Raw genomic sequence first — 26,509 nt, 5'->3', positions numbered from 1 at the left:
ACCCATGCTGCTGCGTTTTACCAAGATGCATGGCCTGGGCAACGATTTCATGGTCCTCGACCTGGTCAGCCAGCACGCGCACATTCTGCCTAAACATGCCAAGCAATGGGGCGACCGGCACACCGGTGTCGGTTTCGACCAGTTGCTGATCGTCGAAGCGCCGAGCAACCCGGACGTGGATTTCCGTTACCGGATCTTCAACGCCGACGGTTCCGAGGTCGAGCAATGCGGTAATGGTGCGCGCTGCTTCGCACGCTTCGTTCTGGACAAGCGCCTGACCGCCAAGCGGCAGATTCGCGTTGAGACCAAAAGCGGCATTATCGAACTGGATATCCGCAACGACGGCCAGATCAGCGTCAACATGGGCGCACCGCGCCTGGTGCCGGCAGAGATTCCGTTTCAGGCGTCCACTCAGGCCTTGAGTTATCAGGTCGAGGTTGACGGCCAGACCGTCGAACTGGCCGCGGTCTCCATGGGCAACCCCCACGCCGTAGTGCGGGTCAGTGACATCAACAACGCGCCGGTGCATGAGCTGGGACCGAAAATCGAAAACCACCCGCGCTTCCCGGCGCGGGTCAATGTCGGTTTTCTCCAGGTCATCGACCGGAGCCGTGCGCAGTTGCGCGTCTGGGAGCGTGGCACCGGGGAAACCCAGGCCTGCGGGACCGGGGCCTGCGCTGCCGCAGTGGCCGCGATCAGCCAGGGGTGGATGGATTCGCCACTATTGATCGACCTGCCTGGCGGGCGCTTGTCCATTGAATGGGCAGGTCCTGGCCATCCGGTGATGATGACCGGCCCGGCAGTACGCGTATACGAAGGACAAGTGCGTCTTTGAGTGAGCGAAATACATGACTGATCAGCCTCAGGTTCCAGCCCCACAGCCCGACGAATCCCCTTCCGAAAGCCTGGAGGCGGCGGCGATTGCCGCGTACCTGGAGGCTCATCCGGATTTCTTCGTCGAGCACGAAGAACTGCTCCCGGCGCTGCGCATTCCGCACCAGCGCGGCGACACCATCTCGTTGGTCGAACGCCAGATGAAAATTCTGCGCGAACGCAACATCGAGATGCGCCATCGCCTCTCGCAACTGATGGACGTCGCCCGCGACAACGACCGGCTGTTCGACAAAACCCGCCGACTGACGCTCGCCTTGATGGACGCCAGCAGCCTGGACGACGTGGTCATCAGCGTCGAAGACAGCCTGCGCCAGGATTTCCAGGTGCCCTTTGTCAGCCTGATCCTGTTCAGCGACGAGCCCTTGCCGGTCGGCCGCTGGGTGACCAGTGCCGACGCGCAAAAGGCCATCGGCGGCTTGTTGTCGGAAGGCAAAAGCGTCAGCGGCAGCCTGCGCGAACACGAGCTGGACTTCCTGTTTGGTGAAGAACAGCGCAAGCAGATCGGTTCCACGGCGCTGGTCACCATCAGCCATCAAGGCCTGCACGGTGTCCTCGCCATTGCCAGTCGTGATCCGCAGCATTACAAAAGCTCGGTGGGCACGTTGTTCCTCAGCTACATCGCTGAAGTCATGGGCCGCGTATTGCCTCGGGTCAACACTTCGCTACGCTCGGTACGCTGACCATGGAACGACAACTGGACGCCTACTGCGAGCACCTGCGCAGTGAGCGTCAGGTGTCGCCTCACACGCTGGAAGCCTATCGGCGCGACCTGAACAAGGTCCTGGCACACTGCAAAAAAAACGATATCGGCAGCTGGACCGCGCTGGACATCCAACGCCTGCGCAGCCTGATCGCCCGCCTGCACTCGCAAGGACAATCCTCGCGCAGCCTGGCGCGGCTGCTGTCGGCGGTACGCGGGCTCTATCACTACCTGAACCGCGAAGACCTCTGCGACCACGACCCGGCCAACGGCCTGGCGCCCCCCAAGGGCGAGCGCCGCCTGCCGAAAACCCTCGACACCGACCGTGCGCTGCAACTGCTTGACGGCGCTGTGGAAGACGACTTCATGGCTCGCCGCGACCAGGCGATTCTTGAGCTGTTTTACTCGTCCGGTTTACGCCTGTCGGAGCTGACCGGACTCAACCTTGAACAGCTGGACCTGGCGGACGGCCTGGTGCAAGTACTCGGCAAGGGCAGCAAGACCCGGGTGCTGCCTGTTGGCAAGAAGGCCCGCGAAGCCCTCGAATTGTGGTTGCCGCTGCGCGCCATGGCGAACCCGGTGGACGATGCGGTATTCGTCAACCAGAAAGGCCGACGCCTCGGCTCACGGGCCGTTCAGGCGCGGGTCAAAGCCGTCGGCGAGCGCGAACTGGGGCAAAACCTGCACCCGCACATGTTGCGACACTCCTTCGCCAGCCACTTGCTGGAGTCCTCGCAAGACTTGCGCGCGGTGCAGGAATTGCTCGGCCACGCAGACATCAAAACCACGCAGATCTACACCCACCTGGACTTCCAGCACCTGGCCACGGTCTACGACAGCGCCCATCCACGGGCCAAACGCATCAAAGGCGATGAGCAATGACAATCCAACTGATCACCTTCGACCTCGACGACACCCTGTGGGACACCGCCCCGGTGATCGTCAGCGCTGAAGCAGTGCTGCGCCAGTGGCTGGCCGAGCACACGCCGAACCTCGGCGCCCTGCCGGTCGATCATTTGTGGGCGATTCGTGAACGGGTATTGAGCCACGAACCAAGCCTCAAGCACCGCATCAGTGCCCTGCGCCGCCGGGTACTGTTTCACGCACTGGAAGAAGCCGGTTACGCCCATGAGCAGGCCAGCGAGTTGGCCGATCAGGGCTTCGAAGTGTTTTTGCATGCACGGCATCAGCTGGAAATCTTCCCCGAGGTGCAACCGACGCTGGAAATTCTGGCCAATCACTACGCCTTGGGCGTGGTCACCAACGGCAACGCGGATGTGCGCCGGCTAGGGCTGGCGGACTACTTCAAGTTCATCTTGTGCGCAGAGGATATCGGCATCGCCAAACCCGATGCCCGACTGTTCCACGAAGCCTTGAAACGCGGCGATGTAACGGCAAAGGCCGCAGTGCATATCGGCGATCATCCGGGCGATGACATTGCCGGCGCTCAGCAGGCGGGGTTGCGGGCGATCTGGTTCAACCCGGCCGGTAAAGCCTGGGAAGCCGACAAGGCGCCCGATGCCGAGATTCGCAGTTTGACCGAGTTGCCGGCGTTGTTGGCGCGGTGGAATTCAGCTTCGTAGCGTCCTCAAGATTGTCATCGCGGGCAAGCCTTGCTCCTACGGGATTGTCGTCACCTGCTCGAACGACGCAAGTCTGTAGGAGCAAGGCTTGCCCGCGATGCTTTTCGGCCTCTTTTGTTTCACCCATGAAAAAGCCCGCAGCGACGGCGGGCTTTTTCAGCAAGCACGTAGCAGGCGCTTAGATAGGCCGGCTGCCGTACTTGTTATCAGGCTTCTTTGGCGGATCCGCCACCACATTGGCCTCGACTTCCTGAACCTTGCCGCCTTTAGCAAGGAACTCTTCCATCGCGCGCGCCAGAGCATCACGCTCTTTGTTCTTGGCCTCGACACTCGGCAGCTCGTCTACCGACACCGCAGCCTTGGCCTTGCCTTTGGCGGTCGGGACCGGCGTGTCATCACCGCCATCGTCGTCAGCAACGTCTTCCGCCGCTGCTTCCAGGCCTTCTTCGGTCTCGTCTTCGTCGCCTACTTCGAGGTCGTCGTTTTCCAGATCATCGTCGCTCATGTTCTACCTCATGACTTGCGAAAAGCAGATTAGTTATAGCCCAGCTTTGTCGTCTGTCGACGACCGCTGGAAAAAAATCAACATCCACTGGTAACCAGCGGCTTATGCCTCTTCACCGTGCACGGTGGCGAGGACTTTGCGAGCACCGCCATGATCGCGGTGCTCACCCAGATAGACACCTTGCCAGCTACCTAACGCCAATCGGCCTGCCCTTATCGGCAGACTCAACTGACAGCCTAGCAAACTGGCCTTGAAGTGCGCCGGGAGGTCGTCCAGGCCTTCGTCGTTATGCTCATAGCCAGCTGTTCCTTGTGGGATCAGCCGATTGAAAAACCGTTCGAAGTCGCGACGTACCGCCGGATCGGCGTTCTCGTTGATGGTCAACGACGCCGAGGTGTGCTGCAGCCACAAATGCAACAGACCGACCCGACATGCCTGGAGTTCAGGCAGGCCGGCGAGTAACTCGTCCGTTACCAGATGAAAGCCCCGGGGCCGTGCCCGCAGGGTTATCAGAGTCTGTTGCCACATACAGTTCTCCGCACGTTCGGGGCGCATTCTAGCGCGCTCTGGGAAAAAACAAAGGCCCTAATATTCCTTCAATCATGTAAGCCATTGGCCGCAGAAAAACGCCCGTCACAAACACCAGTAAACGTGTACGAAAAAACCTTTCAGCCGTACTTTCAGAGACAAAATCCAGACAAAAAAATGCCCGGCAAGCCGGGCAAATTTTTATGCGCTTGCTTACATGTTGTAGCCGCGCTCGTTGTGAAGTGCCAGATCGATACCCACCGACTCTTCTTCCTCGGTAATGCGCAGTCCCATGACAGCGTCGAGCACCTTGAGGATGACGAACGTAGCGATCGCGGTGTAGATCACCGTGAAACCCACGCCTTTGCACTGAATCCAGACTTGTGCCGCGATGTCGGTCACAGTGCCGAAGCCACCCAGCGACGGAGCCGCGAATACACCCGTGAGGATCGCGCCGAGGATACCGCCGATACCGTGCACGCCGAAGGCGTCGAGGGAGTCGTCGTAACCCATTTTGCGTTTCAGGGTCGTGGCGCAGAAGAAGCACACCACACCCGCTGCCAGACCGATGATCATCGAGCCCATCGGGCCAACGGTGCCCGCAGCCGGAGTGATCGCAACCAGACCGGCAACCACGCCCGAAGCGATACCCAGTGCGCTAGGTTTGCCGTGGGTCAGCCACTCGGCGAACATCCAGCCCAAAGCCGCTGCGGCAGTCGCGATCTGAGTCACCAGCATGGCCATACCGGCAGTGCCGTTGGCGGCTGCGGCAGAACCTGCGTTGAAACCGAACCAGCCAACCCACAACATCGCGGCGCCCATCAGGGTGTAACCGAGGTTGTGCGGAGCCATCGGAGTGGTCGGGAAGCCTTTGCGCTTGCCCAGTACCAGGCACGCCACCAGACCAGCGACACCGGCGTTGATGTGGACCACGGTGCCGCCCGCGAAGTCGAGCACGCCCCAGTCGCCCAACAGCGAACCCGGACCGCTCCAGACCATGTGCGCGATCGGCGCGTAAACCACGGTGAACCAGATGCCCATGAACACCAGCATCGCGGAGAATTTCATCCGCTCGGCGAAGGCACCGACGATCAGCGCCGGGGTGATGATGGCGAAGGTCATCTGATAGGTGACAAACACCGCCTCGGGAAACAGCGCCGTAGGCCCGGTAATACTGGCGGGCGTGATGCCGGCAAGGAACGCCTTGGCGAAGCTGCCGACAAAGGAATTGAGGTTGACGACGTTGACTTCCATACCCGTCGTGTCAAACGCCATGCTGTAGCCATAAAGGAACCACAGGATGGTGACCAGGCCGGTAATGGCGAAGCACTGCATCATCAACGAAAGAACGTTTTTGGAACGAACCATGCCGCCGTAGAACAGCGCAAGGCCTGGAATGGTCATAAACAGCACGAGGGCAGTAGAGGTCAACATCCAGGCGGTATCGCCGGAATTGAGGACTGGAGGAGCCACCGGATCTGCCGCCATGGCCAGGCCGGGCATTACGATGGACAACAGGGCTCCTAGCCCTGCGAATTTACGCAGAGTCATTTTGTTTTCTCCTGGGGCGTTGGGTTTGGTGGCTTAGATTGCGTCGGTATCGGTTTCGCCCGTACGGATGCGAATAGCCTGTTCCAGATTGACCACGAAGATCTTGCCGTCACCAATCTTGCCGGTGTTGGCCGCCTTGGTTATCGCCTCGATAACCCGGTCCAGATCCTTGTCGTCAATGGCGACATCGATCTTCACCTTGGGCAGGAAATCGACCACGTATTCCGCGCCGCGATACAGCTCGGTGTGACCCTTCTGCCGACCGAAGCCTTTGACCTCAGTGACGGTAATGCCCTGCACGCCGATCTCGGACAACGACTCGCGTACGTCGTCCAGTTTGAACGGCTTGATGATGGCAGTGACTAGCTTCATGAAAACTCTCTCCCGAATTGGTGGACTTGCCCCAGGAAAACAAACCCGACTCAAGTCTAAGCGCAGTGCCTGGCTTTGTAACGCATCGTCGGCCCTACTCTCCGACTGACCCCAGTTAACCGCTCCTGACGAAACTCCCCGCTCCGCCTGCCGCACTGCATTCGTCACAGCGACTGCATCAGTGCATGGGTCACAAGGGACTAAGCAGAAAGCTTGCCATCTCGTGAAAAACCACTGATTTCAATCCCTTGGCCGCTGCTGCGGGCGCCAATGCCCAATCGCCACCACCAATACGCACAACAACGGTGCGACAACGCCCGGCAATATGCGCGAAAAGCGTGCGTCTGTGCGCGCGCCATTGACTATAGACACTGCGTGATACACTGCCCGCCATTGTTTCCAGGACATTTCTCATGCTCGCACCCAAAGACTTCCTTGATGCCCTGAGCGGCACCGCCTCCCGCCTGTTCAGCGGCGAAACCCCGCTGCCAAAAAGCGAACTCGAAAGCCAGTTCAAAGCCCTGCTGCAAAGCGGCTTCAGCAAACTGGACCTGGTGAGCCGGGAAGAATTCGACAGCCAGATGGTCGTCCTGGCACGCACCCGGGCACGCCTTGAGAGCCTTGAGGCAAAAGTCGCCGAGCTTGAAGCAAAGCTGAATCCACCGGCTGAATGACCCCACAAATCCCCTGTGGGAGCGAGCTTGCTCGCGATTAGGGTCGGCACGACCCTCCCGCTATTTCTGGATTCAGCTCTACTTCCAGGCTGAGTCCTCCAAAAACACCACTGCTTTCCGATTGCGCCCCAAGCCCCGGTTCCTAAGCTCACCCCAGCTGAATATTCAGCACTGGGTTTGGCGACCTGGAAAGCTTAAGGTGCACGACGACCATCCGATGGTGGACTCTTTTTGTCCGTCGACTCGAGTCATGGCGGCTGTGCGTGGGAGACCTTCGGGTCTGCCGGATTCCTTTTGCTCCGGTTCGCCAACCCGCGTATAGCTGCCACCTAATCGTTTGGCGACGATTACTGGCAGCCCCTTAAGCAAAAGGAGCTGCATCGATAAATAGCAATGACGCCTACCTGATCCCCCACGTCTTCACCCGCCACAAACTCCACCTCCACGCCCTGCTACTGGAAAACCAGCCTTGGTTCAGCGCCCGCGACCTGGGTCGGTTACTTCGACTTTTCCTCGACGAACGCGCGCTACGCAAACTCGATCCTGATCAATACCAAACTGTGACAATGCACATCCACGGCTGCATCGAACATACGCTGCTGATCAGCGAATCCGGCGTCTATGCGCTGCTGGTTTATCACTACTGCCCGAATACCGGAGCCTGCGCGAATGGCTGACCCACGACGTGGTCCCAGCCCTCAGAGATGCCCAACAACCCGCCACCACCGAACGGCCGATACTGAGCCTGCTGAACTGGCCGGAAATGTCGCTGAGCTTGCTGCACTGGAACAACCAGCCGTGGATCCGGTTGCAAGATGTTCCACACATGTTGCCGGAGGGGGAGCGACCACGACGTACAGTCAATGCCCCGTGGTGGAAGCGGGCTTCACGGGTGCTTCAGTCGCTTTAATGACCAAAGGCGCAACCACGCTCAACTTCGGCCTTACGCAGATCGTAAGTCGATTGCAGGCTCAACCAGAACTCGGGCGTGGTTTCCAGGCAGATGGAAAGCTTCTTTGCACGGCCAGGACTGACACCCATGATCTGCATCACGAGGCCAGTTATTACACCCACAGACTCATTCAACCTGCTAGCCAAACCCGCTGCCGAAATGCCCACCAGCTCGAGAAACTCCTCGCTGAGGATTTCGCCGGGGTGCACGGGGCGCATTCCAATACTTTTCATTTCAGCTCCTGAGCTTTCGATCAGCGCTGATCATAAGCAGCACCCTCGATCAAGCAAGAGCGTCCGAGCTCTTTCACCGAAGTCCTTCATCTATCTAGGCCAGGCCCTACAAAAACCAGATCCCGTGCCTGATTTATAAGCTCCACTCCAGTCCATTACGCTTCTTCGCTTCGATCCCGACAGAACACTAGTAATGAGACGAAAAGGAAAAGGCACCGAGCTCCGTAACCAGACGTTCAAGTCCGATGCTCGAAAGCTTGCATATAAGACCTTGTCGAATGACAAGGACGCTCAGGCCGCAGGAATCAACGCGTCAGCGTTGAAGTTTGACCCGATCACCCTGGAGTCGATCGATGCATATCATCTGTGGGGAGAAACAGTCCTGTACCCATGGGATAACATCCCAGACTGGAAGCGCAAAGATGCCAAAGGCCTGGATCTGGCTATTTGGTATGAAGGAGAGCTATGCGGATTGTGCTATGCGACTCCAAGAAAAAGCACCATCTGCATAAAGATTGTCCTATTGCAGGGGCGAACAAGCGATACACACCCTCTTCGCGGATGGGTCGCCCCGATGGCACTACTTGTTACAGAGTTTTACGCGCGGATGCTGGGGTGCTGTGAGATCGAAGTACAAGAGCCTGCCCCCGGCGTCATTCCTTATTATCAAAAACTTGGATTCGATTTTGACAAAACCAACCGTCTTGTCTTTTCACTGGACGGTCAATAAGATCAATCAAAGCATCGAGACACATGAGGTGTCTATGAAACACAAAAAACAAAAGGCCAAGCCATTAATGGTTGCCGAATATCATGCCGAGGCACTCCGCTTAGCTGGCAACGTTTCTGCCAGTCAGCGCCACTTTCTGAAAGTAGCAGCAGCTCATGGCAAAGAGCTGGAGCCTACTGGCCTGCTTGCAGGTATACGAGCCTGAATCCTCCGTCCATAGATTTTTCGTTCTCGCACTCTATACGCCGACACCCGCAACATCCTGCGAAGGTTTCGCTCCTCAGCCGCCGCGCTAAACCACTACGCCGCAACTACCCTTCAAAAACCGCAGGAAGCGGTTCTCGCAAGCTCAAGGAATGATCATGTCTCTGGCCATCGTCCACAGCCGCGCCCAAGTCGGCGTGGAAGCGCCCGCCGTCACCGTAGAAGTCCATCTGGCCAACGGCTTGCCGTCGCTGACGATGGTGGGTTTGCCGGAGGCCGCGGTGAAGGAAAGCAAGGACCGGGTGCGCAGTGCGATCATCAATTCCGGGCTGCAATTTCCGGCGCGGCGTATCACCTTGAATCTTGCCCCGGCCGATTTACCGAAGGACGGCGGGCGATTCGATCTGGCGATCGCTCTGGGGATTCTGGCTGCCAGTGTGCAGGTGCCGACTTTGACGCTGGACGACGTCGAGTGTCTCGGTGAGTTGGCGCTGTCTGGCGCGGTGCGGGCGGTTCGTGGTGTGTTGCCGGCGGCACTCGCGGCGCGCAAGGCCGGACGATCGTTGATGGTGCCACGGGCGAATGCCGAGGAAGCGTGCCTGGCGTCAGGACTGAAGGTTATTGCGGTGGATCATCTGCTGGAGGCGGTCGCGCACTTCAATGGCCACACACCTGTAGATCCGTATGTGTCCAATGGTTTGCTCTACGCCAGCAAACCCTACCCTGATTTAAATGAGGTACAGGGCCAGATTGCGGCCAAGCGTGCATTACTGATTGCTGCTGCGGGGGCTCACAACCTGCTGTTCAGCGGGCCACCGGGGACGGGGAAAACACTGCTGGCGAGTCGATTGCCCGGGCTGCTGCCACCACTGGCCGAGAGTGAAGCGCTGGAAGTCGCGGCGATTCAATCGGTCACCAGTTGTGTGCCGTTGAGCCATTGGCCGCAACGACCGTTCCGTCAGCCACACCATTCGGCATCCGGCCCGGCGCTGGTGGGCGGGGGCTCGAAACCACAACCCGGTGAAATCACCCTCGCCCACCACGGCGTCCTGTTCCTCGATGAGCTGCCGGAGTTTGATCGCAAGGTGCTGGAGGTGCTGAGAGAACCGCTGGAATCAGGATGCATCGTGATTTCCCGAGCCCGTGACCGCGTGCGTTTCCCCGCGCGCTTTCAACTGGTGGCCGCCATGAACCCGTGCCCCTGTGGATATCTTGGCGAGCCGAGCGGCCGCTGTTGCTGCTCACCGGACCAGATCCAGCGTTATCGGAATAAGCTGTCGGGACCACTGCTGGACCGAATTGATCTGCACCTGACGGTTGCTCGCGAGGCCACCGCGTTGAATCCAGCGCTAAAACCCGGCGATGACACCGTAACCGCCGCCGCCCTGGTCGCACAAGCAAGGGAGCGACAATACAAACGCCAAGGCTGTGCCAATGCTTTCCTCGATTTACCCGGCCTGCGCCGACACTGCACGCTGTCCACAACCGACGAACACTGGCTGGAAACCGCGTGCGAGCGATTGACCCTGTCGCTGCGGGCGGCCCATCGGCTGCTCAAGGTGGCGCGCACCCTGGCGGACCTTGAGCAAGTCGATGGCATCACCCGCGAGCATCTGGCTGAAGCGCTGCAGTATCGACCGAGCGCAAACTAGTCGGGGTTATTCCTTGGTGAGATCCACCAACGGCGTTTGCCGCACCTCAGTCTCCCGCGCCCCCTGAATTTCACTCACGCGCTTCAACGCTTTATCCACAGCCGCTTTATCCGCCAGCAAGCTGTAGCTGATCTGGAACTGTTTCTGCTCCTTGGCCGCAATCGTCGGCACCAGGTTCAGTGGCCGCTGATACCGGCGGTTATAGGAAAAACTCGTCCCCGGCTCCAGCCCCGTGACATAGCCCTGGCCTTGGGTATCGGTGTTTTTCCACAGGGAAAACACCGGCAATTGCTTGGTATTGAAGCCAACCGACACCCCGAGGCTGCCCGCCTTGTTGTGCAGCACCGTCAGCGTGTCGCCCTTGGCATCGGCATACGGCACGACGTTGTAAACCGTCTCGTCGTAGTCCTTGGTCGGCGCGCGGTAGGTTTGCCAGTCGGGCAAATCCCCCTTGGCCTTGTCGTTGAACGGTGACACCTGTTTCACCGGCGCCGCGAAGCGAGCGCCCTGCTCCAGGAACGGGGTGCTGAAGTTGCTGTGGTAGAGCGCCTGGTATTCCTTTGGATAGTCGCCGTTGTTGGTCAGGGTGTCGTTGAGGGCGAAGCGCACACTGCCAGGTTCGGTGACCAGTTCGGTCATCACCGAGAAGTCGACTTTCTTGAACGCCTGCTCTTTCAGCTCGCCGCGCAGGCTGATGGCGTAGGGCGGCTTTTCATCGATGTGCAGCGTGACTTTGCTGGCTGGAATGTTCGCGGCGCGGCCGTGCAGGGTCAGCAGTTCGCCGCTGTCCATGCCGGGGTGGCCAACCCATTCATAGCCGCAGCGGGCGACCAGTTCATTGAAGCCTTCGAGCCAGCCCAGTCCGCCACGCCCGTTGAGTTCGATAAAGGACGGATTGACCACGTCCTTGACCGGCGAATCCCAGCCCATGCGCACATGACCTACCGACGCCTGCAGGACGTTCATCCCGCGGGTCGGCACCACCGAGAGTTTCATCGTGCCGTTATCAATGTCGACGATGCTGACGCCCTCTTGCCGACCGCCGTGCAGAGTGCGCAGGGTCACGGAGAACGGTTTGTCGGTTTTCACACCGAGCTGCTGGCTGGTGATTTGCTGGTTCTGGGCAGCCTTGTCAGTGTCGAGCAGCACGTAATCCCAGGCCATGACCTGGGAGGCAGCGGTCATCGCGCCGAGGGTGACGAGCAGTTTGAGCGGGGTCATGAGAGGAGCCTTTCTTGGAGTTGTGCAATTTTTATAGCGCTGATGAAACGATTCAGCAAGCTTAAAAACAGCATATTCACTGCAAGACATCACTCGACCGTCAGCTAACCAGGTCGCCGTAGGGGCGGTTACATCGATTCAGTCGAGGCGCTCGACATCCGGCAACTCCATGGCCTGGACCTCGCCTTGAAGGAAGTCGCTGAGGCGGCGCAAACGTTCACCGCCGGGGCGGGTTTTCGGCCAGACCAGGTAATAATTCAGGCCGCTGGCAACGGCGGTCGGCCACGGCAAGCTCAGCCGTCCCTGAGCCACATCTTCGGCCACCATCAGCAAGTCGCCCATCGATACTCCATAACCCCGGGCAGCAGCGATCATCCCCAACTCCAGCGTGTCGAACACCTGCCCGCCCTTGAGCGACACCTGCTCGGACAGGCCCATGCGCTCCAGCCAGCTGCGCCAGTCACGACGATCGGGAGTCGGGTGAAGCAATTCGGTGCCGACCAGCCGCTCGACATCCCACGGCTGATCATTCAACAGATTCGGTGAGCCGACCGGGATCAGCAGTTCGGGGAACAGATAACTGGCTTCCCAGTCTGGCGGAAAATGCCCGTTGCTCAGCAACACCGCGCAATCGAACGGTTCATGATTGAAGTCCACCGAGTCGACGTCCATCCAGGCGCTGGTCAGTTGCACCTCGTTGCCAGGCTGCAAATGCCGGAAGCGGCTGAGTCGCGCCAGCAGCCAGCGCATGGTCAGGGTTGAAGGGGCTTTCATGCGCAAGACGTCATCTTCGGCGCGCAAGGTATTGCAGGCCCGTTCCAGCGCGCCAAAACCTTCACGCACGCCCGGCAGCAGCAAACGCGCGGCCTCGGTCAGTTGCAGATTGCGTCCGCTGCGCTGAAACAGCCGACAGGCAAAATGCTCCTCCAGCGTACGCACATGGCGACTGACGGCGCTTTGGGTAATCGACAGCTCTTCTGCTGCACGGGTAAACGAACTGTGCCGCGCCGCGGCCTCGAAAGCGCGAAGGGCATACAACGGAGGAAGACGACGAGACATCAGGAAAGCTCCTATAGCGCGACCCCGAAACCTTATCAGAAACTCTCCAGCATGAGTTTTAGTCATACGAGCAATCGTTTTTATCCCTTTGTGCAAACGCTTGCGAGCGCCGAGAATCAACCCTTCCCGATTTGTCAGACTAAATGAGCGTGATGATCATGCGGCATCCAGCACGTACCGAACTCTGGGCCATCCTGCGGCTGGCGGGGCCGTTGATCGCCTCGCAGTTGGCGCACATGCTGATGATCCTCACCGATACCTTGATGATGGCCCGGCTCAGCCCGGAGGCCTTGGCCGGTGGTGGCCTGGGCGCGGCAACCTATTCGTTCGTGTCGATTTTCTGCATCGGCGTGATCGCGGCGGTCGGCACGCTGGTGGCGATCCGGCAGGGCGCCGGCGACATCGAGGGCGCCACGCGGCTGACCCAGGCCGGGCTTTGGCTGGCGTGGTTGATGGCGCTGGTGGCGGGTCTGCTGCTGTGGAACCTCAAACCGGTGCTGCTGCTGTTCGGCCAGACTGAGAGCAACGTGCACGCGGCCGGCCAATTCCTGTTGATTCTGCCGTTTGCCCTGCCCGGCTACCTGAGTTTCATGGCCTTGCGCGGTTTTACCAGCGCCATCGGCCGGACGACGCCGGTGATGGTCATCAGCCTCGCCGGGACCGTGGCCAACTTTCTGCTCAACTATGCGCTGATCACCGGCATGTTCGGCCTGCCGAAAATGGGCTTGATGGGAATTGGTCTGGTCACCGCCATCGTCGCCAACTGCATGGCGCTGGGCCTGGCCTGGCATATTCGCCGGCACCCGGCTTACGACGCATACCCACTGCGCAAAGGCCTGTCACGGCCCAATCGCCAGTACCTGCGCGAGCTGTGGCGTCTGGGCCTGCCGATTGGCGGTACCTACGCCGTGGAGGTCGGCCTGTTTGCGTTTGCCGCGTTGTGCATGGGCACCATGGGCAGTACGCAATTGGCGGCGCATCAGATCGCCCTGCAAATCGTCTCGGTGGCGTTCATGATTCCGGCGGGGCTGTCGTATGCGATCACCATGCGCATCGGCCAGCACTACGGCGCCGGGCAATTGCTCGATGCGCGCTTGGCCGGGCGGGTCGGGATTGCCTTTGGTGGCGCGGCGATGCTCGGGTTTGCCATGGTCTTCTGGCTGCTGCCAAACCAACTGGTGGGGTTGTTCCTGGACCATCACGACCCGGCGTTTCGCGAAGTGATCAACCTTGCGGTGAGTCTGTTGATGGTGGCGGCCTGGTTCGAGCTTTTCGACGGCACGCAAACCATTGCCATGGGCTGTATTCGCGGCCTGAAGGACGCCAATACTACTTTCCTGGTCGGCCTCGCCTGCTATTGGCTGATCGGCGCACCGGCTGCGTGGTGGATGGCTTTCCACCTCCACTGGGGGCCGACCGGCGTCTGGTGGGGGCTGGCGCTGGGCCTGGCCTGCTCGGCCGTGAGCCTGACGCTGGCGTTCGAATGGAAGATGAAGCGGATGATCCGGCGTGAACCGTCGTCACAGCCGGGTTTCGAGATTCCCCAGACAGAATGAACTCCCTGTGGGAGCAGCCGGTCGACGCTCGACTGCTCGCGATGAGGCCATGCAGGCAACATTGATGTCGGCTGATACTCCGCTATCGCGAGCAGGCTCGCTCCCACAAGGGTTCGTGCCAGATGACAGATCGGTTAACTCACGACTTCCAGTATCGCCTGTTGGCTGGAACCGAAGGCCAGATACTCAACCAGCTCGGTCAACGGCAACGGCTTGCTGATCAGGTAACCCTGCACCTGATCACAACCAAAACCGCGCAGCAGCTCAAGCTGTTCAGGAGTTTCAACGCCCTCGGCGACCACTTCCAGATTGAGGTTGTGAGCCAGGTTGATCATCGCGTGGACCAGTTTGCGATTTTCCTCACGCGTCTCCATGCCACCGACAAAGCTTTTGTCGATCTTCAGCAAGGCAATCGGCAGGCTGTTGAGGTGCACGAACGACGAGAAACCGGTGCCGAAGTCGTCCAGGGAGAAACGCACGCCCAGACGCCCCAAAGCATCCATGGTCTGTTTGACCAGATCACTGCGGCGCATCACGGCGGTTTCTGTCAGTTCGAATTCCAGCCACTGCGCTTCGACGCCGCGCTCGGCAATCAGCCGACTCAACGTCGACAGCAGCTGACTGTCCTGAAACTGCCGGAACGACAGGTTGACCGCCATGTGCAACGGCGGCAAACCGCGTTCACGTAACACCTGCATGTCGCGCAAGGCACGGGAAATCACCCAGTACCCCAGCGGCACGATCAAACCGCTCTGCTCCGCCAGCGGCACGAACTCGCTCGGCGGCAGCAGCCCGCGCTCGCCATGGCGCCAGCGCACCAGAGCCTCGAGGCCGACAATTTGCCCGTCGTCGAGGTTCAGCCGCGGCTGGTAATGCAGTTCCAGCTCATCGCGGCGCAAGGCCCGGCGCAGTTCGCTTTCAAGATCGGCAAGGCTGCGCGCATTGCGGTTGATGCGTTCATTGAAGATATGAAAGGTGCAGCCTTGGGTGCTTTTGGCCTGTTGCATGGCGATATGCGCGTGCCACATCAGCGGGTCGGCACCCGCCTGCGCTCGTGCGTGGGCGATGCCCAGGCTGCAACCGATCAACAGGCTTTCACCGTCAACCCAGTAAGGTTCGGCCATGACTTCGGTGATGCGCTCGGCCATCCACTCGGCGCGTTGTGGCGCGCGGCGGGTATCGATGAGCAAGGCGAATTCGTCGCTGCCCAGACGCGCCAGTTGATCACCGGCCTCAAGTTGGCTCTTGAGCCGCGAGACCACTTGCAGGATCAGCCGGTCACCGGCCTGGTGGCCGAGGGCGTCGTTGGCGTGTCGGAAGTTGTCGAGGTCGAGGTGCCCCAGCGCCAGGCCACGGCCGTCATTCTCCGCCAAACGCGCCGCCAGCAGGGTCTGAAACCCCTGGCGGTTGGCAATCCCGGTCAGCGGGTCCTGCTCAGCGAGACGCTGCAGGGTGTTTTCGAGCACGCCACGCTCACGCACATGGCGCAGGCAGCGGCGCAATGTATCCACATCCAGCACATCGCGAACCAGCCAGTCGCTGACGCCGTCCGGTGGGGTGGACGGTTCATGTTCGAGCAACAGCACCGTCGGCAGGCTGCAACGGCCCGGCTCCGGTTGAAGCGCCGGAATGGTCAACAGGACTGCATTGCGGTTGTCAGCAAATAGACTGCTCACCGACTCCCAGGTCGGTGCACTGATCAGTACAGCCGAGCTCCCCATAGGAGCCAGACACTCGCGTAACAACGCTGTCCACGCTGGCTCTTCAGCCAGTAGCAGCAAACGCAAGGGTTCGACAGGCGTAGACAAGCTAGCTCCCTAGACTCTGCAAAAGATGTTGGCGGCGGGCATTTCAGCACGCATCCTGCGGGAAAGTAACAAAACCGGCAAATTTAGATAGCGTGGTACGTCACAAGTCGGAGAGAGGCGGCAGAATCTGTGCATCCTGTTAAAATGCCCGCCCTTTTCGCAAACGACTCCTTTTTCCGTCATGTCCCGACTCAATCCCCGGCAGCAAGAAGCCGTGAGCTACGTCGGCGGCCCTCTTTTGGTGCTCGCCGGTGCTGGCTCCGGCAAGACCAGTGTCATTACCCGTAAAATCGCCCACCTGATCCAGAGCTGTGGCATTCGCGCCCAGTACATCGTCGCCATGACCTTTACCAACAAGGCCGCGCGCGAGATGAAGGAGCGGGTCGGCAGCTTGCTCAAGGGGGGTGAAGGACGCGGTCTGACGGTGTGCACGTTCCACAACCTTGGGCTGAACATCATCCGCAAGGAGCATGTGCGGCTGGGCTACAAACCCGGTTTCTCGATTTTCGACGAGACCGACGTCAAAGCCCTGATGACCGACATTATGCAAAAGGAATACTCGGGCGACGATGGCGTCGACGAGATCAAGAACATGATCGGCGCCTGGAAGAACGATCTGATCCTGCCGCCCGAAGCCCTGGAAAACGCCCGCAACCCCAAGGAGCAGACCGCCGCCATCGTCTATACCCACTACCAGCGCACGCTCAAGGCGTTCAACGCAGTGGACTTCGACGACCTGATCCTGCTGCCTGTGAAGCTGTTCCAGGAACACGCCGACATTCTCGAAAAGTGGCAGAACAAAGTCCGCTACCTGCTGGTGGACGAATACCAGGACACCAACGCCAGCCAGTACCTGCTGGTGAAATTGCTGATCGGCACGCGCAACCAGTTCACCGTGGTCGGCGACGATGACCAGTCGATCTACGCCTGGCGCGGTGCGCGCCCGGAAAACCTGATGCTGCTCAAGGACGACTACCCGTCCTTGAAAGTGGTGATGCTGGAGCAAAACTACCGCTCCACCAGCCGTATCCTGCGCTGCGCCAACGTGCTGATCTCGAACAATCCCCACGAGTTTGAAAAACAGCTGTGGAGCGAGATGGGCCACGGCGACGAGATCCGGGTGATCCGCTGCCGCAACGAAGACGCCGAAGCCGAGCGCGTGGCCGTGGAAATCCTCAGCCTGCACCTGCGCACCGACCGCCCGTACAGCGATTTCGCGATCCTCTACCGCGGTAACTATCAGGCCAAGCTGATCGAGCTGAAGCTGCAACACCACCAGGTTCCTTATCGTCTTTCCGGTGGCAACAGTTTCTTCGGACGCCAGGAAGTCAAAGACCTGATGGCCTACTTCCGCCTGATCGTGAACCCGGATGACGACAACGCCTTCCTGCGGGTGATCAACGTCCCACGCCGGGAAATCGGTTCGACCACGCTGGAAAAACTCGGCAACTACGCGACTGAACGCAAGATCTCGATGTATGCCGCGACCGATGAAATCGGCCTGGGTGAGCACCTGGACAACCGCTTCACCGATCGTCTGGCGCGCTTCAAGCGCTTCATGGACCGCGTGCGCGAGCAGTGTGCCGGCGAAGACCCGATCTCCGCCCTGCGCAGCATGGTCATGGACATCGACTACGAGAACTGGCTGCGTACCAACAGTTCCAGTGACAAGGCCGCCGACTACCGCATGGGTAACGTCTGGTTCCTGATCGAGGCGTTGAAAAACACCCTGGAAAAAGACGAAGACGGCGAAATGACCGTCGAAGACGCAATCGGCAAGCTGGTCTTGCGCGACATGCTTGAACGTCAGCAGGAAGAGGAAGACGGCGCCGAAGGCGTGCAGATGATGACCCTGCACGCCTCCAAGGGCCTGGAATTCCCCTACGTGTTCATCATGGGCATGGAAGAGGAAATCCTCCCGCACCGCTCCAGCATTGAAGCCGACACCATCGAAGAAGAGCGGCGTCTGGCCTACGTCGGGATTACCCGCGCACGCCAGACTCTGGCGTTCACCTTTGCCGCCAAGCGCAAACAGTACGGCGAAATCATCGACTGCTCGCCAAGCCGCTTCCTCGATGAACTGCCGCCGGACGACCTGGCGTGGGAAGGCAACGACGACACCCCGACCGAAGTCAAAGCCGTGCGTGGCAATAGTGCATTGGCGGATATACGCGCGATGTTAAAACGCTAGAATCGGCTACTTTTTAATCTACTTTCGGCGCCCGTAGCGCCAACAGAGGAAGCTGCTGTGGAAGCACTGCACAAGAAGATTCGCGAAGAAGGCATCGTGCTTTCCGACCAGGTCCTGAAAGTCGACGCCTTTCTGAACCACCAGATCGACCCGCAATTGATGAAGCTGATCGGCGACGAATTCGCCACGCTGTTCAAGGATTCGGGGATCACCAAGATCGTCACCATCGAAGCGTCGGGCATTGCTCCGGCGATCATGACCGGTCTGAACCTCGGCGTGCCGGTGATCTTCGCCCGCAAGCACCAGTCCCTGACCCTGACCGAAAACCTGCTGTCGGCGACCGTTTACTCGTTCACCAAGCAGACCGAAAGCACCGTGGCCATCTCTCCACGTCATCTGACCAGCAGCGACCGCGTACTGATCATCGACGACTTCCTGGCCAACGGTAAGGCGTCGCAGGCGCTGATCTCGATCATCAAACAGGCCGGCGCCACCGTGGCAGGTTTGGGTATCGTGATCGAGAAGTCGTTCCAGGGCGGCCGCGCCGAACTGGACGCGCAAGGCTACCGCGTCGAATCCCTGGCGCGGGTTAAATCCCTGGCCGGCGGCGTTGTGACCTTTATCGAATAGCCCCACACCGCATATCCCCTGTGGGAGCGAGCCTGCTCGCGATGACGGAGTGTCAGCTGGCATCAATGTTGACTGACAAGGCCCTATCGCGAGCAGGCTCGCTCCCACAATTGTTCTGTGTGAATGGTTACTTCGCGGTAGCCTTCAGGCCTGCCAGCAGCAACCGCTGATACAAGTCCTCCTTCAAGCCCTCAGGCTTCGTCAGCTGCATCCGCTCCAGATGAACCGGGTACTCCGAGGGTTCCGGCGCATCCAGCGCAGCCTTGCCCAGTTCCAGAATCTCGGTGAGTTTGAACTTGCTCTTGAGCCAGTTCAGCGCCCGCAACAAATCCCGCTCTTCGCTGCTGAAATCACTGCCCAACGGATACTCCGGAAACAACCGAGGATGCCGCGCAGCAATCGCCTGCAAGCGCTGCGGGCTGTTGTCGGTGAAACGCGGATCAAGGCAAAAATCCTTCGGCAACTTGCCGGCCTTCTGCGCCTGTTCGATCAAGCCTGGCTGGAAGCGTGAATCGCTGATGTTGAGCAACGCCTCAATTACCTTGGCGTCGGTCTTGCCACGTAAATCGGCGATGCCGTATTCGGTGATCACAATATCGCGCAAGTGCCGTGGAATCGTGCAGTGGCCGTACGTCCAGACGATGTTCGAGCTCACGTCACCGCCCGACTCACGCCAGCTGCGCAGGATCAGAATCGAGCGCGCCCCCTCCAGCGCATGGCCCTGGACGACAAAGTTGTATTGTCCGCCGACACCGCTGAGCACCCGCCCGTCTTCCAATTGATCAGCGACACCGGCGCCGAGCAGGGTCATGGTGAACGCGCTGTTGATGAAACGCGCATCCCGGCGCTGCAAGCGTTTTAGTTCTTCCTGACCGTACAGTTCGTTGATGTAGCTGATGGCGGTCATGTTGAATTCAGCGAGCTTGCTGTCGGGTAAATCCCGCAACCGCTGATAGAAACTGCGCGGCCCGAGGAAAAATCCCCCGTGTATCGAAATGCCGCCCACTTGAGCCGACTCATCCAGGGTGCCGGCATTGGCTTGTTGTTGCAGGGCAACGCTCGGATAAACCTTGCGCCGCACGATCCCGGCATCGGACAACGCCAGCAGACCGTTGACGAACATCTCGCTGCAACCATAAAGCCCCTTGGCAAAAGGCTCCACGCCGCCTTCTCGGCTGATCAACGGTGCCCAGTAATGCGCGTCAAGGTCCGTCAACAGCGCACGGTAGCCGTCGTTATCTGCCTGCCGTGACAGCAACGCGGCGGTCAGCGCATCGCCCATGGCACCGATGCCGATTTGCAGGGTGCCGCCGTCCCGCACCAGGGTACTGGCGTGCAGGCCGATGAAATGATCCTGAACGCCCACCGGCATGTTCGGCGTGGAAAACAGCGTACTGCCCTCCTCCTCGTCGATCAGCAAATCGAACACGTCACGGTCGACTTCCGAGTCCCCCGGCATGTACGGCAGATCCTGGTGAACCTGGCCGAGCAGCAGAATGGTTTCCCCGGCAACGCGGCGTTTGGCGATCATTGGCAACAGGTCGAGGGTGATGTCCGGGTTGCAGCTCAAGCTCAGTCGATCCGGCTGTTGCGGGTCATGCGCCACCAGTTGCGCCACCAGGTTCAACCCGGCGGCGTTGATGTCCCGGGCGGCGTGGCTGTAGTTGCTGCTGACATAGTCCTGCTGCGCCGATGCGCTGTGCAGCAAGCTGCCGGGCTGCAGGAAGAACTGCTCGATGTGAATGTTCGCCGGGAGGCTGTCGCGGTGCAGGTCGGCGAGAAAATCCAGCTCGGGATAGTCGCCAAACACCCGCTCGACGAAGGGCCCCAGAAAGCGCCGCTGCAAGCCGTCGCCCAATGCCGGACGACCCAGGCTCAACGCGGTGTAGACCGTCAGCTGCCGCTCGGGCAACCGGGCGATGCGCTGATACAGCGCGTTGACGAAGCGGTTGGGTTTGCCCAGCCCCAGCGGCAGGCCAAGGTGTATATGCGCTGGCAAACGTGCGAGCACATCATCGACTGCCTGTTCGATTGATACCGACTGCACCATCAGACCCTCCCGACCTGTCCATGAATTGAGGTCGGTTCGAGCTTGCCGCGTCCTGATCGCGATGACCAGTCTCGAGATCAAATCCCAGGTACAAAAAAGCCGCTCGCAAGCGGCTTTTTCGCTGAAGACGGGGCTTATTTCAGGCCGGACATCTTCTGGATGGCGCCTTCAAGGTCTTTCACTTCGCAGTCGCTGCAGGTGCCTTTTGGTGGCATCGCATTGAGACCTGTCAACGCTACTTTCGCCAGGCCAGCAGCAGTGCCGCCTTCTTTGTCGGCGCGTTTTTTCCAGTCTGCAGCATCACCGATTTTCGGTGCGCCCAGCAGACCCGTGCCGTGGCAAGCATTGCAATGTTTGGCAATGATTTCATCGGGAGTTTTCGCTGCACCGCCGCCTACCGAAGCGGCGACTTCCATCCCCTTGCACTCCTGACCTTGTACACAGACCTGGCCGACAGGCTCAAGGCGTTTGGCGATATCGTCAGTGGTCGACGCTTGAGCGCTGACTGCCCAAAGGGCCAATACGGTTGCTGGTGCGGCCAGCATTTTCATAATTAGATTCACGCGTACACCCTCAATGGTGGCTAGTCACGCCCACGGCCACGGTTTCGCAGGCGGGCGCAAGTATAACGGTTAGCCCGCCACACTGAAACAACCCTAAAGTCCAAGGGGTATTAAGTCGTGGCGAAATACAGCATGGGGCGACTCGCAAAACCTTGCCGGACGCCTCTTTTCCTAGAAATTCGCAGGCGTGGCTGCGCTGATTAGTCGCGCAGGCGCATCAAACGGATTTCGAAAACGGTGCGGTTTGGTGCTTTCGAAATAGTAGCTGTCACCGGCCTCGAGCACGAATGTCTCGAGCCCGACCACCAATTCCAGCCGACCCTCGAGCAGAATTCCGGTTTCCTCGCCCTCGTGGGTGAGCATCTCTTCACCGGTATCGGCGCCTGGCGGGTAGATCTCGTTGAGGAACGCGATAGCACGGCTCGGATGAGCCTTGCCGACCAGTTTCATGGTCACGGCGCCATCGGAGATATCGATCAGTTCATTGGCCTTGTAGACGATCTGCGTCGGTTTTTCCTGAAGAATCTCTTCGGAAAAAAACTCGACCATGGACATGGGGATGCCGCCAAGGACCTTCCTCAGCGAACTGATCGAGGGGCTGACGCTGTTTTTCTCGATCATTGAAATGGTGCTATTGGTAACGCCTGCCCGCTTGGCGAGCTCTCGCTGGGATAGACCTTTCAGTTTACGGATCGATTGCAGTCGTTCACCGACGTCCAATGCATTAGCCTCCCAGGATTCAGATTGTGTGGATAGTGAGCGTTATCATGGCGACAGCGTTCAGTATTTACAACACTTGGGTCTGAATCCCGTTCAGCAAAGCGACTTCCGGTCTCGGCAGCCCGCCTCAGCTCCCGGAATAGAGCCGTGGTACGCGACGCAGGTTGCAGAAGATCTGGTAGGGAATGGTCTCGGCAGCCATGGCAACGTCGCTGGCGAGGATGTTTTTACCCCACAATTCGACGGTAGAACCAAGACCGGCCTGCGGCACATCGGTCAAATCGATGCAGAGCATGTCCATCGATACCCGTCCCAGCAGCTGGCTGCGCTGCCCGGCCACCAACACTGGCGTGCCGGTAGGCGCCTGACGCGGATAACCGTCGGCATAGCCCATGGCAACCACGCCGATGCGCATTGGCTTCTGGGTGATGAACTTCGCCCCATAGCCCACCGGCTCACCGGCCGGCAGTTCGCGCACGCTGATGACTTTCGATTCCAGGGTCATCACAGGTTGCAAGCGTGCCGCCACGGGATTGGCTTCTTCAAAAGGTGTCGCGCCATAGAGCATGATGCCGGGGCGAACCCAATCGCTCGGCACCTGCGGCCAGCCCAGCACCGCCGGCGAGTTACACAAGCTGACCTGTGCCGACAAGCCCAGGCGCGCCGCTTCAAACACCGCAACCTGCTCTGCCGCACTACGGCTATGCAGCTCATCGGCACGCGCAAAGTGACTCATCAGCACGATCTTCGAGACCTTGCCGCTGGCCAGCAAACGCTGATACGCCGCCTGATAATCCGCTGGATGCAGGCCGACCCGGTGCATGCCCGAATCAAGTTTGAGCCAGACCGTGATCGGCTTGCTCAACGCGGCTTTCTCGAGCGCTTCGAGCTGCCACAGCGAATGCACCACACACCAGAAATCATGCTCAACGATCAGCGACAGCTCATCGGCTTCAAAAAAGCCTTCGAGCAGCAGGACCGGCGCACGAATACCGGCGGCGCGCAGTTCCAGGGCTTCTTCGATACAGGCCACGGCGAAACCGTCCGCCTCGGCCTCCAGGGCCTGGGCACAGCGCACCGCGCCATGGCCATAGGCATCGGCCTTGATTACTGCGAGGGCGCGCGCCCCCGAGACTTCACGGGCCAGTTGATAGTTATGACGCAGGGCTTGAAGGTCGATCAGGGCACGGGCAGGACGCATGGCGGCAGACTTCTAGGCGGTCATGAGGAAGAAAAAACCGGCGCTGACTGACGGCGTGAACCGCCAACAGCACCGGGAGAGGGATCATTGCTTAAACAGACCCTAAGGCAGAGCAGCCACTACCGACAGCTCAATCAGTATTTCCGGTTCGCACAGCTTGGCTTCAACCGTCGCACGGGCGGGCGCGACGTTCTTTGGCAACCAAGTGTCCCAGACACTGTTCATGCCCTTGAAATGGGCGTCGATGTCTTTCAGGTAAATCGTCACCGACAGCAATCTGGTCTTGTCGGTCCCGGCCAGATCCAGCAAACGCTCGATGTTGGCGAGGGTTTCACGAGTCTGCTGTTCAATCCCGGCATTCATGTCGTCGCCGACTTGCCCGGCCAGATACACGGTACCGTTGTGGACAACGATCTGGCTCATGCGCTCATTGGTGAGCTGGCGCTGGATTGACATGCTTTTCAGACTCCTTTGGGGTGTTGCCATAACGGGAAATATCGAGGCCTTCGGCACTGATCTGCGGCGTTTTCTTCGCCATCAGGTCAGCCAGCAAGCGGCCGGAGCCACACGCCATGGTCCAGCCGAGTGTGCCGTGACCGGTGTTCAGGAACAGGTTCTTGAACGGCGTGGCGCCAACGATCGGCGTGCCGTCCGGCGTGGTCGGACGCAGACCGGTCCAGAAACTCGCCTCGGCCAGGTCACCGCCCTGAGGATAAAGATCGTTGACGATCATCTCCAGCGTTTCACGTCGACGCGGGTTCAGCGACAGGTCAAAACCGGCTATCTCAGCCATGCCACCGACACGAATCCGGGTGTCGAAACGGGTGATCGCAACCTTGTAGGTCTCGTCGAGAATGGTCGACGTCGGGGCCATCGCCGGATTTGTGATCGGCACGGTCAGCGAGTAGCCCTTGAGCGGGTACACCGGGGCCTTGATGCCCAACGGCTTGAGCAACTTCGGCGAGTAGCTGCCGAGCGCCAATACGTAGCGGTCGGCAGTTTCCAGCTTGCCGTCGATCCACACGCCGTTAATCCGGTCACCGGCGTAGTCGAGGCGCTGAATGTCCTGGTCAAAGCGGAACTCCACGCCCAGTTTCACCGCCATTTCGGCCAGGCGCGTGGTGAAGATCTGGCAGTCACCGGTCTGGTCGTTCGGCAGGCGCAGGGCACCGGCGAGGATATCGGTCACGCTGGCCAGCGCCGGTTCGACGCGGGCAATACCGGCGCGGTCGAGCAGTTCAAAGGGCACGCCGGACTCTTTCAGGACGGCGATGTCTTTTGCCGCGCCATCGAGCTGCGCCTGAGTGCGGAACAGTTGAGTGGTCCCCAGCGTGCGGCCTTCGTAGGCAATGCCGGTTTCAGCACGCAGTTCATCGAGGCAGTCGCGGCTGTACTCGGACAGACGGACCATGCGCTCCTTGTTCACCGCATAACGGCTCGCGGTGCAGTTGCGCAACATCTGCGCCATCCACAGGTATTGGTCGATATCGGCGGTGGCCTTGATCGCCAGCGGTGCGTGGCGTTGCAGCAGCCATTTGATGGCTTTGAGCGGCACGCCCGGTGCAGCCCACGGCGAGGCGTAACCCGGCGAGACTTGCCCTGCGTTGGCGAAACTGGTTTCCATGGCAGCAGCCGGTTGACGATCGACGACCACCACTTCAAACCCGGCCCGAGCCAGATAGTAGGCACTGGCGGTACCGATGACGCCGCTACCCAAGACCAGAACGCGCATTTTAATATCCCTCATCGCGGCTTACCGCTGACGTTTGTTGTTCAAATCACAGATGTGCGCAGTGTAAAAAACATTCGCCAGTGCTTTTCACTATATAAGTGCCTATATTTGGCGACAATTCTCGGCAAAATCGCTTTTTACGGAGGCGCATCCCCTATGCGGACCAATACTCAGACCAAGCGCGAGCTGGACAAGATCGACCGCAATATCCTGCGCATCCTTCAGGCGGACGGGCGAATTTCGTTTACCGAGCTAGGGGAAAAAGTCGGGTTGTCGACCACGCCCTGCACTGAGCGGGTGCGACGCCTGGAGCGCGAAGGGATCATCATGGGCTACAACGCCCGGCTCAACCCGCAGCACCTCAAGGGCAGCCTGCTGGTGTTCGTCGAGATCAGCCTCGACTACAAGTCCGGCGATACCTTCGAAGAGTTCCGACGCGCCGTGCTGAAACTGCCGCACGTGCTGGAATGCCACCTGGTGTCAGGGGATTTCGACTATCTGGTGAAGGCGCGGATTTCCGAGATGGCCTCGTACCGCAAACTGCTGGGCGACATCCTGCTCAAATTGCCCCACGTGCGTGAGTCCAAGAGCTATATCGTGATGGAAGAAGTGAAAGAGAGCCTGAACCTGCCGATTCCGGATTGAGGTCAGACCTGAGGAAATGGTTGCCTGGACGGGCGCCATCGCGAGCAGGCTCGCTCCCACAGTAGATTTTCAGTGGGCACTGTTTTGTGTACGGCAGGACCCCATGTGGGAGCGAGCCTGCTCGCGATTGAAGCGACTCGGTCTACCTGAAGCAACGGGGCTTCTAAACGAGGACTTGCCGGGTGCTGGCCATGTATTCATGGATCTGCTTCTCGACCCGAGGGTGGATCAACTCCACCGGGCGGCGGCCATTGGGGCACGGCAGGGTCTTGGTGGTGCCGAACAGCCGACAGATCAACGGCCGCTCTTCATACACCGTGCAACCATCAGGGCCCAGGTGCACACAGTTCAGTTCATCCATCGCGGCGTCCTGCTCGGCCCTGGTCTTACGCGGCAGGCGCGACATTTCTTCTGGCGAAGTGGTCACCGGGCCACAGCAGTCATGGCAGCCGGGCACGCACTCGAATGAGGGGATTTGCTGGCGAAGAGCGCGGATTTTCTGACTGTTGCAGCTCATCGAAGCGAGTACCGGGAAAGTGAACAGAGTGGGATTTT

General features: G+C 59.7%; 27 protein-coding genes and 1 pseudogene. 13 read left to right on the top strand and 15 right to left on the bottom strand.

Annotation, left to right across the window (positions count from 1 at the left end):
* Positions 1 to 4 precede the first annotated feature (4 nt).
* The 4 genes from dapF to HK44_RS23440 are packed head-to-tail and all read left to right on the top strand — an operon-like array spanning position 5 to position 3,177.
* Positions 5 to 835, top strand: coding sequence for a diaminopimelate epimerase (gene dapF / locus HK44_RS23455; RefSeq protein WP_019694238.1), 831 nt, complete (start codon positions 5 to 7; stop codon positions 833 to 835).
* Between the two features lie 13 nt (positions 836 to 848).
* The gene (locus tag HK44_RS23450; protein ID WP_019694239.1) at positions 849 to 1,574 is read left to right on the top strand and encodes a DUF484 family protein; all 726 of its coding nucleotides are present in this window, start codon (positions 849 to 851) and stop codon (positions 1,572 to 1,574) included.
* Positions 1,575 to 1,576: 2 nt separating this feature from the next.
* Positions 1,577 to 2,476, top strand: a complete 900-nt coding sequence (xerC, locus tag HK44_RS23445) for a tyrosine recombinase XerC (RefSeq protein WP_019694240.1) — start codon at positions 1,577 to 1,579, stop codon at positions 2,474 to 2,476.
* The gene (locus HK44_RS23440) at positions 2,473 to 3,177 is read left to right on the top strand and encodes an HAD family hydrolase (RefSeq protein ID WP_019694241.1); all 705 of its coding nucleotides are present in this window, start codon (positions 2,473 to 2,475) and stop codon (positions 3,175 to 3,177) included. The genes xerC and HK44_RS23440 overlap by 4 nt, the downstream gene beginning before the upstream one ends.
* 178 nt (positions 3,178 to 3,355) lie before the next feature.
* Here HK44_RS23440 and sutA read toward each other — a convergent pair whose 3' ends face one another.
* The 4 genes from sutA to glnK all read right to left on the bottom strand — a co-directional run bounded on the left by sutA (position 3,356) and on the right by glnK (position 6,133).
* Complete coding sequence (gene sutA / locus HK44_RS23435) at positions 3,356 to 3,682, bottom strand: transcriptional regulator SutA (protein ID WP_019694242.1); 327 nt, start codon at positions 3,680 to 3,682, stop codon at positions 3,356 to 3,358.
* Positions 3,683 to 3,784: 102 nt separating this feature from the next.
* The gene (locus tag HK44_RS23430) at positions 3,785 to 4,210 is read right to left on the bottom strand and encodes a secondary thiamine-phosphate synthase enzyme YjbQ (protein ID WP_019694243.1); all 426 of its coding nucleotides are present in this window, start codon (positions 4,208 to 4,210) and stop codon (positions 3,785 to 3,787) included.
* A gap of 213 nt (positions 4,211 to 4,423) precedes the next feature.
* Positions 4,424 to 5,761 (bottom strand): ammonium transporter, encoded by a 1,338-nt coding sequence (locus HK44_RS23425; protein ID WP_019694244.1) that lies wholly within the window; start codon positions 5,759 to 5,761, stop codon positions 4,424 to 4,426.
* 33 nt (positions 5,762 to 5,794) lie between these two features.
* Positions 5,795 to 6,133, bottom strand: coding sequence for a P-II family nitrogen regulator (gene glnK, locus HK44_RS23420; protein WP_002555808.1), 339 nt, complete (start codon positions 6,131 to 6,133; stop codon positions 5,795 to 5,797).
* Between the two features lie 413 nt (positions 6,134 to 6,546).
* Here glnK and HK44_RS23415 point away from each other — a divergent pair, with 413 nt between their 5' ends.
* Positions 6,547 to 6,807 (top strand): accessory factor UbiK family protein, encoded by a 261-nt coding sequence (locus HK44_RS23415; protein WP_019694245.1) that lies wholly within the window; start codon positions 6,547 to 6,549, stop codon positions 6,805 to 6,807.
* 383 nt (positions 6,808 to 7,190) lie between these two features.
* A pseudogene (locus HK44_RS23410) lies at positions 7,191 to 7,717 on the top strand (BRO-N domain-containing protein).
* Here the strand turns inward: HK44_RS23410 and HK44_RS23405 are convergent.
* Positions 7,714 to 7,992 (bottom strand): HigA family addiction module antitoxin, encoded by a 279-nt coding sequence (locus HK44_RS23405; RefSeq protein WP_019694246.1) that lies wholly within the window; start codon positions 7,990 to 7,992, stop codon positions 7,714 to 7,716. The pseudogene HK44_RS23410 and the gene HK44_RS23405 sit on opposite strands and share 4 nt — an antisense overlap.
* A gap of 193 nt (positions 7,993 to 8,185) precedes the next feature.
* Between HK44_RS23405 and HK44_RS23400 the strand changes: the two genes are divergently transcribed.
* The 3 genes from HK44_RS23400 to HK44_RS23390 all read left to right on the top strand — a co-directional run bounded on the left by HK44_RS23400 (position 8,186) and on the right by HK44_RS23390 (position 10,578).
* Entirely contained in the window at positions 8,186 to 8,722 is a 537-nt protein-coding gene (locus HK44_RS23400; RefSeq protein WP_019694247.1) for a hypothetical protein, read from the top strand.
* Between the two features lie 34 nt (positions 8,723 to 8,756).
* Complete coding sequence (locus tag HK44_RS23395; protein ID WP_019694248.1) at positions 8,757 to 8,927, top strand: hypothetical protein; 171 nt, start codon at positions 8,757 to 8,759, stop codon at positions 8,925 to 8,927.
* Positions 8,928 to 9,084: 157 nt separating this feature from the next.
* The gene (locus tag HK44_RS23390) at positions 9,085 to 10,578 is read left to right on the top strand and encodes a YifB family Mg chelatase-like AAA ATPase (RefSeq protein ID WP_024265144.1); all 1,494 of its coding nucleotides are present in this window, start codon (positions 9,085 to 9,087) and stop codon (positions 10,576 to 10,578) included.
* A 6-nt stretch (positions 10,579 to 10,584) separates the two neighbouring features.
* On the opposite strand, the gene HK44_RS23385 is transcribed toward HK44_RS23390, so the two are convergent.
* Both HK44_RS23385 and HK44_RS23380 read right to left on the bottom strand, forming a co-directional pair.
* Positions 10,585 to 11,799 carry an aldose 1-epimerase family protein gene (locus HK44_RS23385; RefSeq protein ID WP_019694250.1) on the bottom strand — a complete coding sequence of 405 codons (1,215 nt, stop codon included), beginning with the start codon at positions 11,797 to 11,799 and terminating at the stop codon, positions 10,585 to 10,587.
* Between the two features lie 138 nt (positions 11,800 to 11,937).
* Entirely contained in the window at positions 11,938 to 12,858 is a 921-nt protein-coding gene (locus HK44_RS23380; RefSeq protein ID WP_019694251.1) for a LysR substrate-binding domain-containing protein, read from the bottom strand.
* Positions 12,859 to 13,016: 158 nt separating this feature from the next.
* On the opposite strand from HK44_RS23380, the gene HK44_RS23375 reads away from it, so the two are divergent.
* Entirely contained in the window at positions 13,017 to 14,414 is a 1,398-nt protein-coding gene (locus HK44_RS23375) for a NorM family multidrug efflux MATE transporter (protein ID WP_024265143.1), read from the top strand.
* A 134-nt stretch (positions 14,415 to 14,548) separates the two neighbouring features.
* On the opposite strand, the gene HK44_RS23370 is transcribed toward HK44_RS23375, so the two are convergent.
* The gene (locus HK44_RS23370) at positions 14,549 to 16,222 is read right to left on the bottom strand and encodes a putative bifunctional diguanylate cyclase/phosphodiesterase (protein WP_019694253.1); all 1,674 of its coding nucleotides are present in this window, start codon (positions 16,220 to 16,222) and stop codon (positions 14,549 to 14,551) included.
* A gap of 181 nt (positions 16,223 to 16,403) precedes the next feature.
* On the opposite strand from HK44_RS23370, the gene rep reads away from it, so the two are divergent.
* Both rep and HK44_RS23360 read left to right on the top strand, forming a co-directional pair.
* On the top strand, positions 16,404 to 18,413 hold the full coding sequence (gene rep, locus HK44_RS23365) for a DNA helicase Rep (RefSeq protein WP_019694254.1): 2,010 nt from the start codon (positions 16,404 to 16,406) through the stop codon (positions 18,411 to 18,413).
* A 57-nt stretch (positions 18,414 to 18,470) separates the two neighbouring features.
* Positions 18,471 to 19,043, top strand: coding sequence for a xanthine phosphoribosyltransferase (locus HK44_RS23360; protein WP_019694255.1), 573 nt, complete (start codon positions 18,471 to 18,473; stop codon positions 19,041 to 19,043).
* Positions 19,044 to 19,170: 127 nt separating this feature from the next.
* Here the strand turns inward: HK44_RS23360 and HK44_RS23355 are convergent, their stop codons facing one another.
* The 6 genes from HK44_RS23355 to dadA form a co-directional block, all read right to left on the bottom strand.
* The gene (locus HK44_RS23355; protein WP_019694256.1) at positions 19,171 to 21,093 is read right to left on the bottom strand and encodes an acetyl-CoA hydrolase/transferase C-terminal domain-containing protein; all 1,923 of its coding nucleotides are present in this window, start codon (positions 21,091 to 21,093) and stop codon (positions 19,171 to 19,173) included.
* 134 nt (positions 21,094 to 21,227) lie between these two features.
* Positions 21,228 to 21,644: a c-type cytochrome gene (locus HK44_RS23350; RefSeq protein ID WP_019694257.1), complete on the bottom strand. Its 417-nt coding sequence runs from the start codon at positions 21,642 to 21,644 to the stop codon at positions 21,228 to 21,230.
* Positions 21,645 to 21,827: 183 nt separating this feature from the next.
* The gene (locus HK44_RS23345) at positions 21,828 to 22,376 is read right to left on the bottom strand and encodes a cupin domain-containing protein (protein ID WP_019694258.1); all 549 of its coding nucleotides are present in this window, start codon (positions 22,374 to 22,376) and stop codon (positions 21,828 to 21,830) included.
* 127 nt (positions 22,377 to 22,503) lie between these two features.
* The gene (gene alr / locus HK44_RS23340; protein ID WP_019694259.1) at positions 22,504 to 23,577 is read right to left on the bottom strand and encodes an alanine racemase; all 1,074 of its coding nucleotides are present in this window, start codon (positions 23,575 to 23,577) and stop codon (positions 22,504 to 22,506) included.
* Positions 23,578 to 23,679: 102 nt separating this feature from the next.
* Entirely contained in the window at positions 23,680 to 24,033 is a 354-nt protein-coding gene (locus HK44_RS23335) for a RidA family protein (RefSeq protein WP_019694260.1), read from the bottom strand.
* Complete coding sequence (dadA, locus tag HK44_RS23330) at positions 24,005 to 25,309, bottom strand: D-amino acid dehydrogenase (RefSeq protein WP_019694261.1); 1,305 nt, start codon at positions 25,307 to 25,309, stop codon at positions 24,005 to 24,007. The genes HK44_RS23335 and dadA overlap by 29 nt, the downstream gene beginning before the upstream one ends.
* Positions 25,310 to 25,465: 156 nt before the next feature.
* On the opposite strand from dadA, the gene HK44_RS23325 reads away from it, so the two are divergent.
* A complete protein-coding gene (locus tag HK44_RS23325; protein ID WP_003206849.1) occupies positions 25,466 to 25,954 on the top strand; it encodes an Lrp/AsnC ligand binding domain-containing protein in 489 nt (162 codons plus the stop codon).
* A gap of 163 nt (positions 25,955 to 26,117) precedes the next feature.
* Here the strand turns inward: HK44_RS23325 and HK44_RS23320 are convergent, their stop codons facing one another.
* Positions 26,118 to 26,471 (bottom strand): YkgJ family cysteine cluster protein, encoded by a 354-nt coding sequence (locus HK44_RS23320; RefSeq protein WP_019694262.1) that lies wholly within the window; start codon positions 26,469 to 26,471, stop codon positions 26,118 to 26,120.
* Positions 26,472 to 26,509: the final 38 nt, after the last annotated feature.

This window comes from Pseudomonas fluorescens HK44, assembly GCF_000217955.3.
Classification (GTDB): domain Bacteria; phylum Pseudomonadota; class Gammaproteobacteria; order Pseudomonadales; family Pseudomonadaceae; genus Aquipseudomonas; species Aquipseudomonas fluorescens_AQ.
The sequence above is the reverse complement of the archived record's forward strand: the minus strand, read 5'-3'. Positions and strand labels throughout refer to the sequence as shown.

What these genes read in the sequence shown, in the direction of transcription:
- rep (WP_019694254.1), top strand. Translation starts at nt 16,404, where the DNA reads ATGTCCCGACTCAATCCCCGGCAGCAAGAAGCCGTGAGCTACGTCGGC.
- HK44_RS23430 (WP_019694243.1), bottom strand. Translation starts at nt 4,210, where the DNA reads ATGTGGCAACAGACTCTGATAACCCTGCGGGCACGGCCCCGGGGCTTT.
- HK44_RS23325 (WP_003206849.1), top strand. Translation starts at nt 25,466, where the DNA reads ATGCGGACCAATACTCAGACCAAGCGCGAGCTGGACAAGATCGACCGC.
- HK44_RS23335 (WP_019694260.1), bottom strand. Translation starts at nt 24,033, where the DNA reads ATGTCAATCCAGCGCCAGCTCACCAATGAGCGCATGAGCCAGATCGTT.
- HK44_RS23385 (WP_019694250.1), bottom strand. Translation starts at nt 11,799, where the DNA reads ATGACCCCGCTCAAACTGCTCGTCACCCTCGGCGCGATGACCGCTGCC.
- HK44_RS23390 (WP_024265144.1), top strand. Translation starts at nt 9,085, where the DNA reads ATGTCTCTGGCCATCGTCCACAGCCGCGCCCAAGTCGGCGTGGAAGCG.
- sutA (WP_019694242.1), bottom strand. Translation starts at nt 3,682, where the DNA reads ATGAGCGACGATGATCTGGAAAACGACGACCTCGAAGTAGGCGACGAA.
- HK44_RS23400 (WP_019694247.1), top strand. Translation starts at nt 8,186, where the DNA reads ATGAGACGAAAAGGAAAAGGCACCGAGCTCCGTAACCAGACGTTCAAG.
- HK44_RS23375 (WP_024265143.1), top strand. Translation starts at nt 13,017, where the DNA reads ATGCGGCATCCAGCACGTACCGAACTCTGGGCCATCCTGCGGCTGGCG.
- HK44_RS23415 (WP_019694245.1), top strand. Translation starts at nt 6,547, where the DNA reads ATGCTCGCACCCAAAGACTTCCTTGATGCCCTGAGCGGCACCGCCTCC.
- HK44_RS23440 (WP_019694241.1), top strand. Translation starts at nt 2,473, where the DNA reads ATGACAATCCAACTGATCACCTTCGACCTCGACGACACCCTGTGGGAC.
- HK44_RS23395 (WP_019694248.1), top strand. Translation starts at nt 8,757, where the DNA reads ATGAAACACAAAAAACAAAAGGCCAAGCCATTAATGGTTGCCGAATAT.
- HK44_RS23320 (WP_019694262.1), bottom strand. Translation starts at nt 26,471, where the DNA reads ATGAGCTGCAACAGTCAGAAAATCCGCGCTCTTCGCCAGCAAATCCCC.
- xerC (WP_019694240.1), top strand. Translation starts at nt 1,577, where the DNA reads ATGGAACGACAACTGGACGCCTACTGCGAGCACCTGCGCAGTGAGCGT.
- dapF (WP_019694238.1), top strand. Translation starts at nt 5, where the DNA reads ATGCTGCTGCGTTTTACCAAGATGCATGGCCTGGGCAACGATTTCATG.
- dadA (WP_019694261.1), bottom strand. Translation starts at nt 25,309, where the DNA reads ATGCGCGTTCTGGTCTTGGGTAGCGGCGTCATCGGTACCGCCAGTGCC.
- HK44_RS23350 (WP_019694257.1), bottom strand. Translation starts at nt 21,644, where the DNA reads ATGAAAATGCTGGCCGCACCAGCAACCGTATTGGCCCTTTGGGCAGTC.
- HK44_RS23380 (WP_019694251.1), bottom strand. Translation starts at nt 12,858, where the DNA reads ATGTCTCGTCGTCTTCCTCCGTTGTATGCCCTTCGCGCTTTCGAGGCC.
- HK44_RS23450 (WP_019694239.1), top strand. Translation starts at nt 849, where the DNA reads ATGACTGATCAGCCTCAGGTTCCAGCCCCACAGCCCGACGAATCCCCT.
- HK44_RS23425 (WP_019694244.1), bottom strand. Translation starts at nt 5,761, where the DNA reads ATGACTCTGCGTAAATTCGCAGGGCTAGGAGCCCTGTTGTCCATCGTA.
- HK44_RS23355 (WP_019694256.1), bottom strand. Translation starts at nt 21,093, where the DNA reads ATGGTGCAGTCGGTATCAATCGAACAGGCAGTCGATGATGTGCTCGCA.
- alr (WP_019694259.1), bottom strand. Translation starts at nt 23,577, where the DNA reads ATGCGTCCTGCCCGTGCCCTGATCGACCTTCAAGCCCTGCGTCATAAC.
- glnK (WP_002555808.1), bottom strand. Translation starts at nt 6,133, where the DNA reads ATGAAGCTAGTCACTGCCATCATCAAGCCGTTCAAACTGGACGACGTA.
- HK44_RS23405 (WP_019694246.1), bottom strand. Translation starts at nt 7,992, where the DNA reads ATGAAAAGTATTGGAATGCGCCCCGTGCACCCCGGCGAAATCCTCAGC.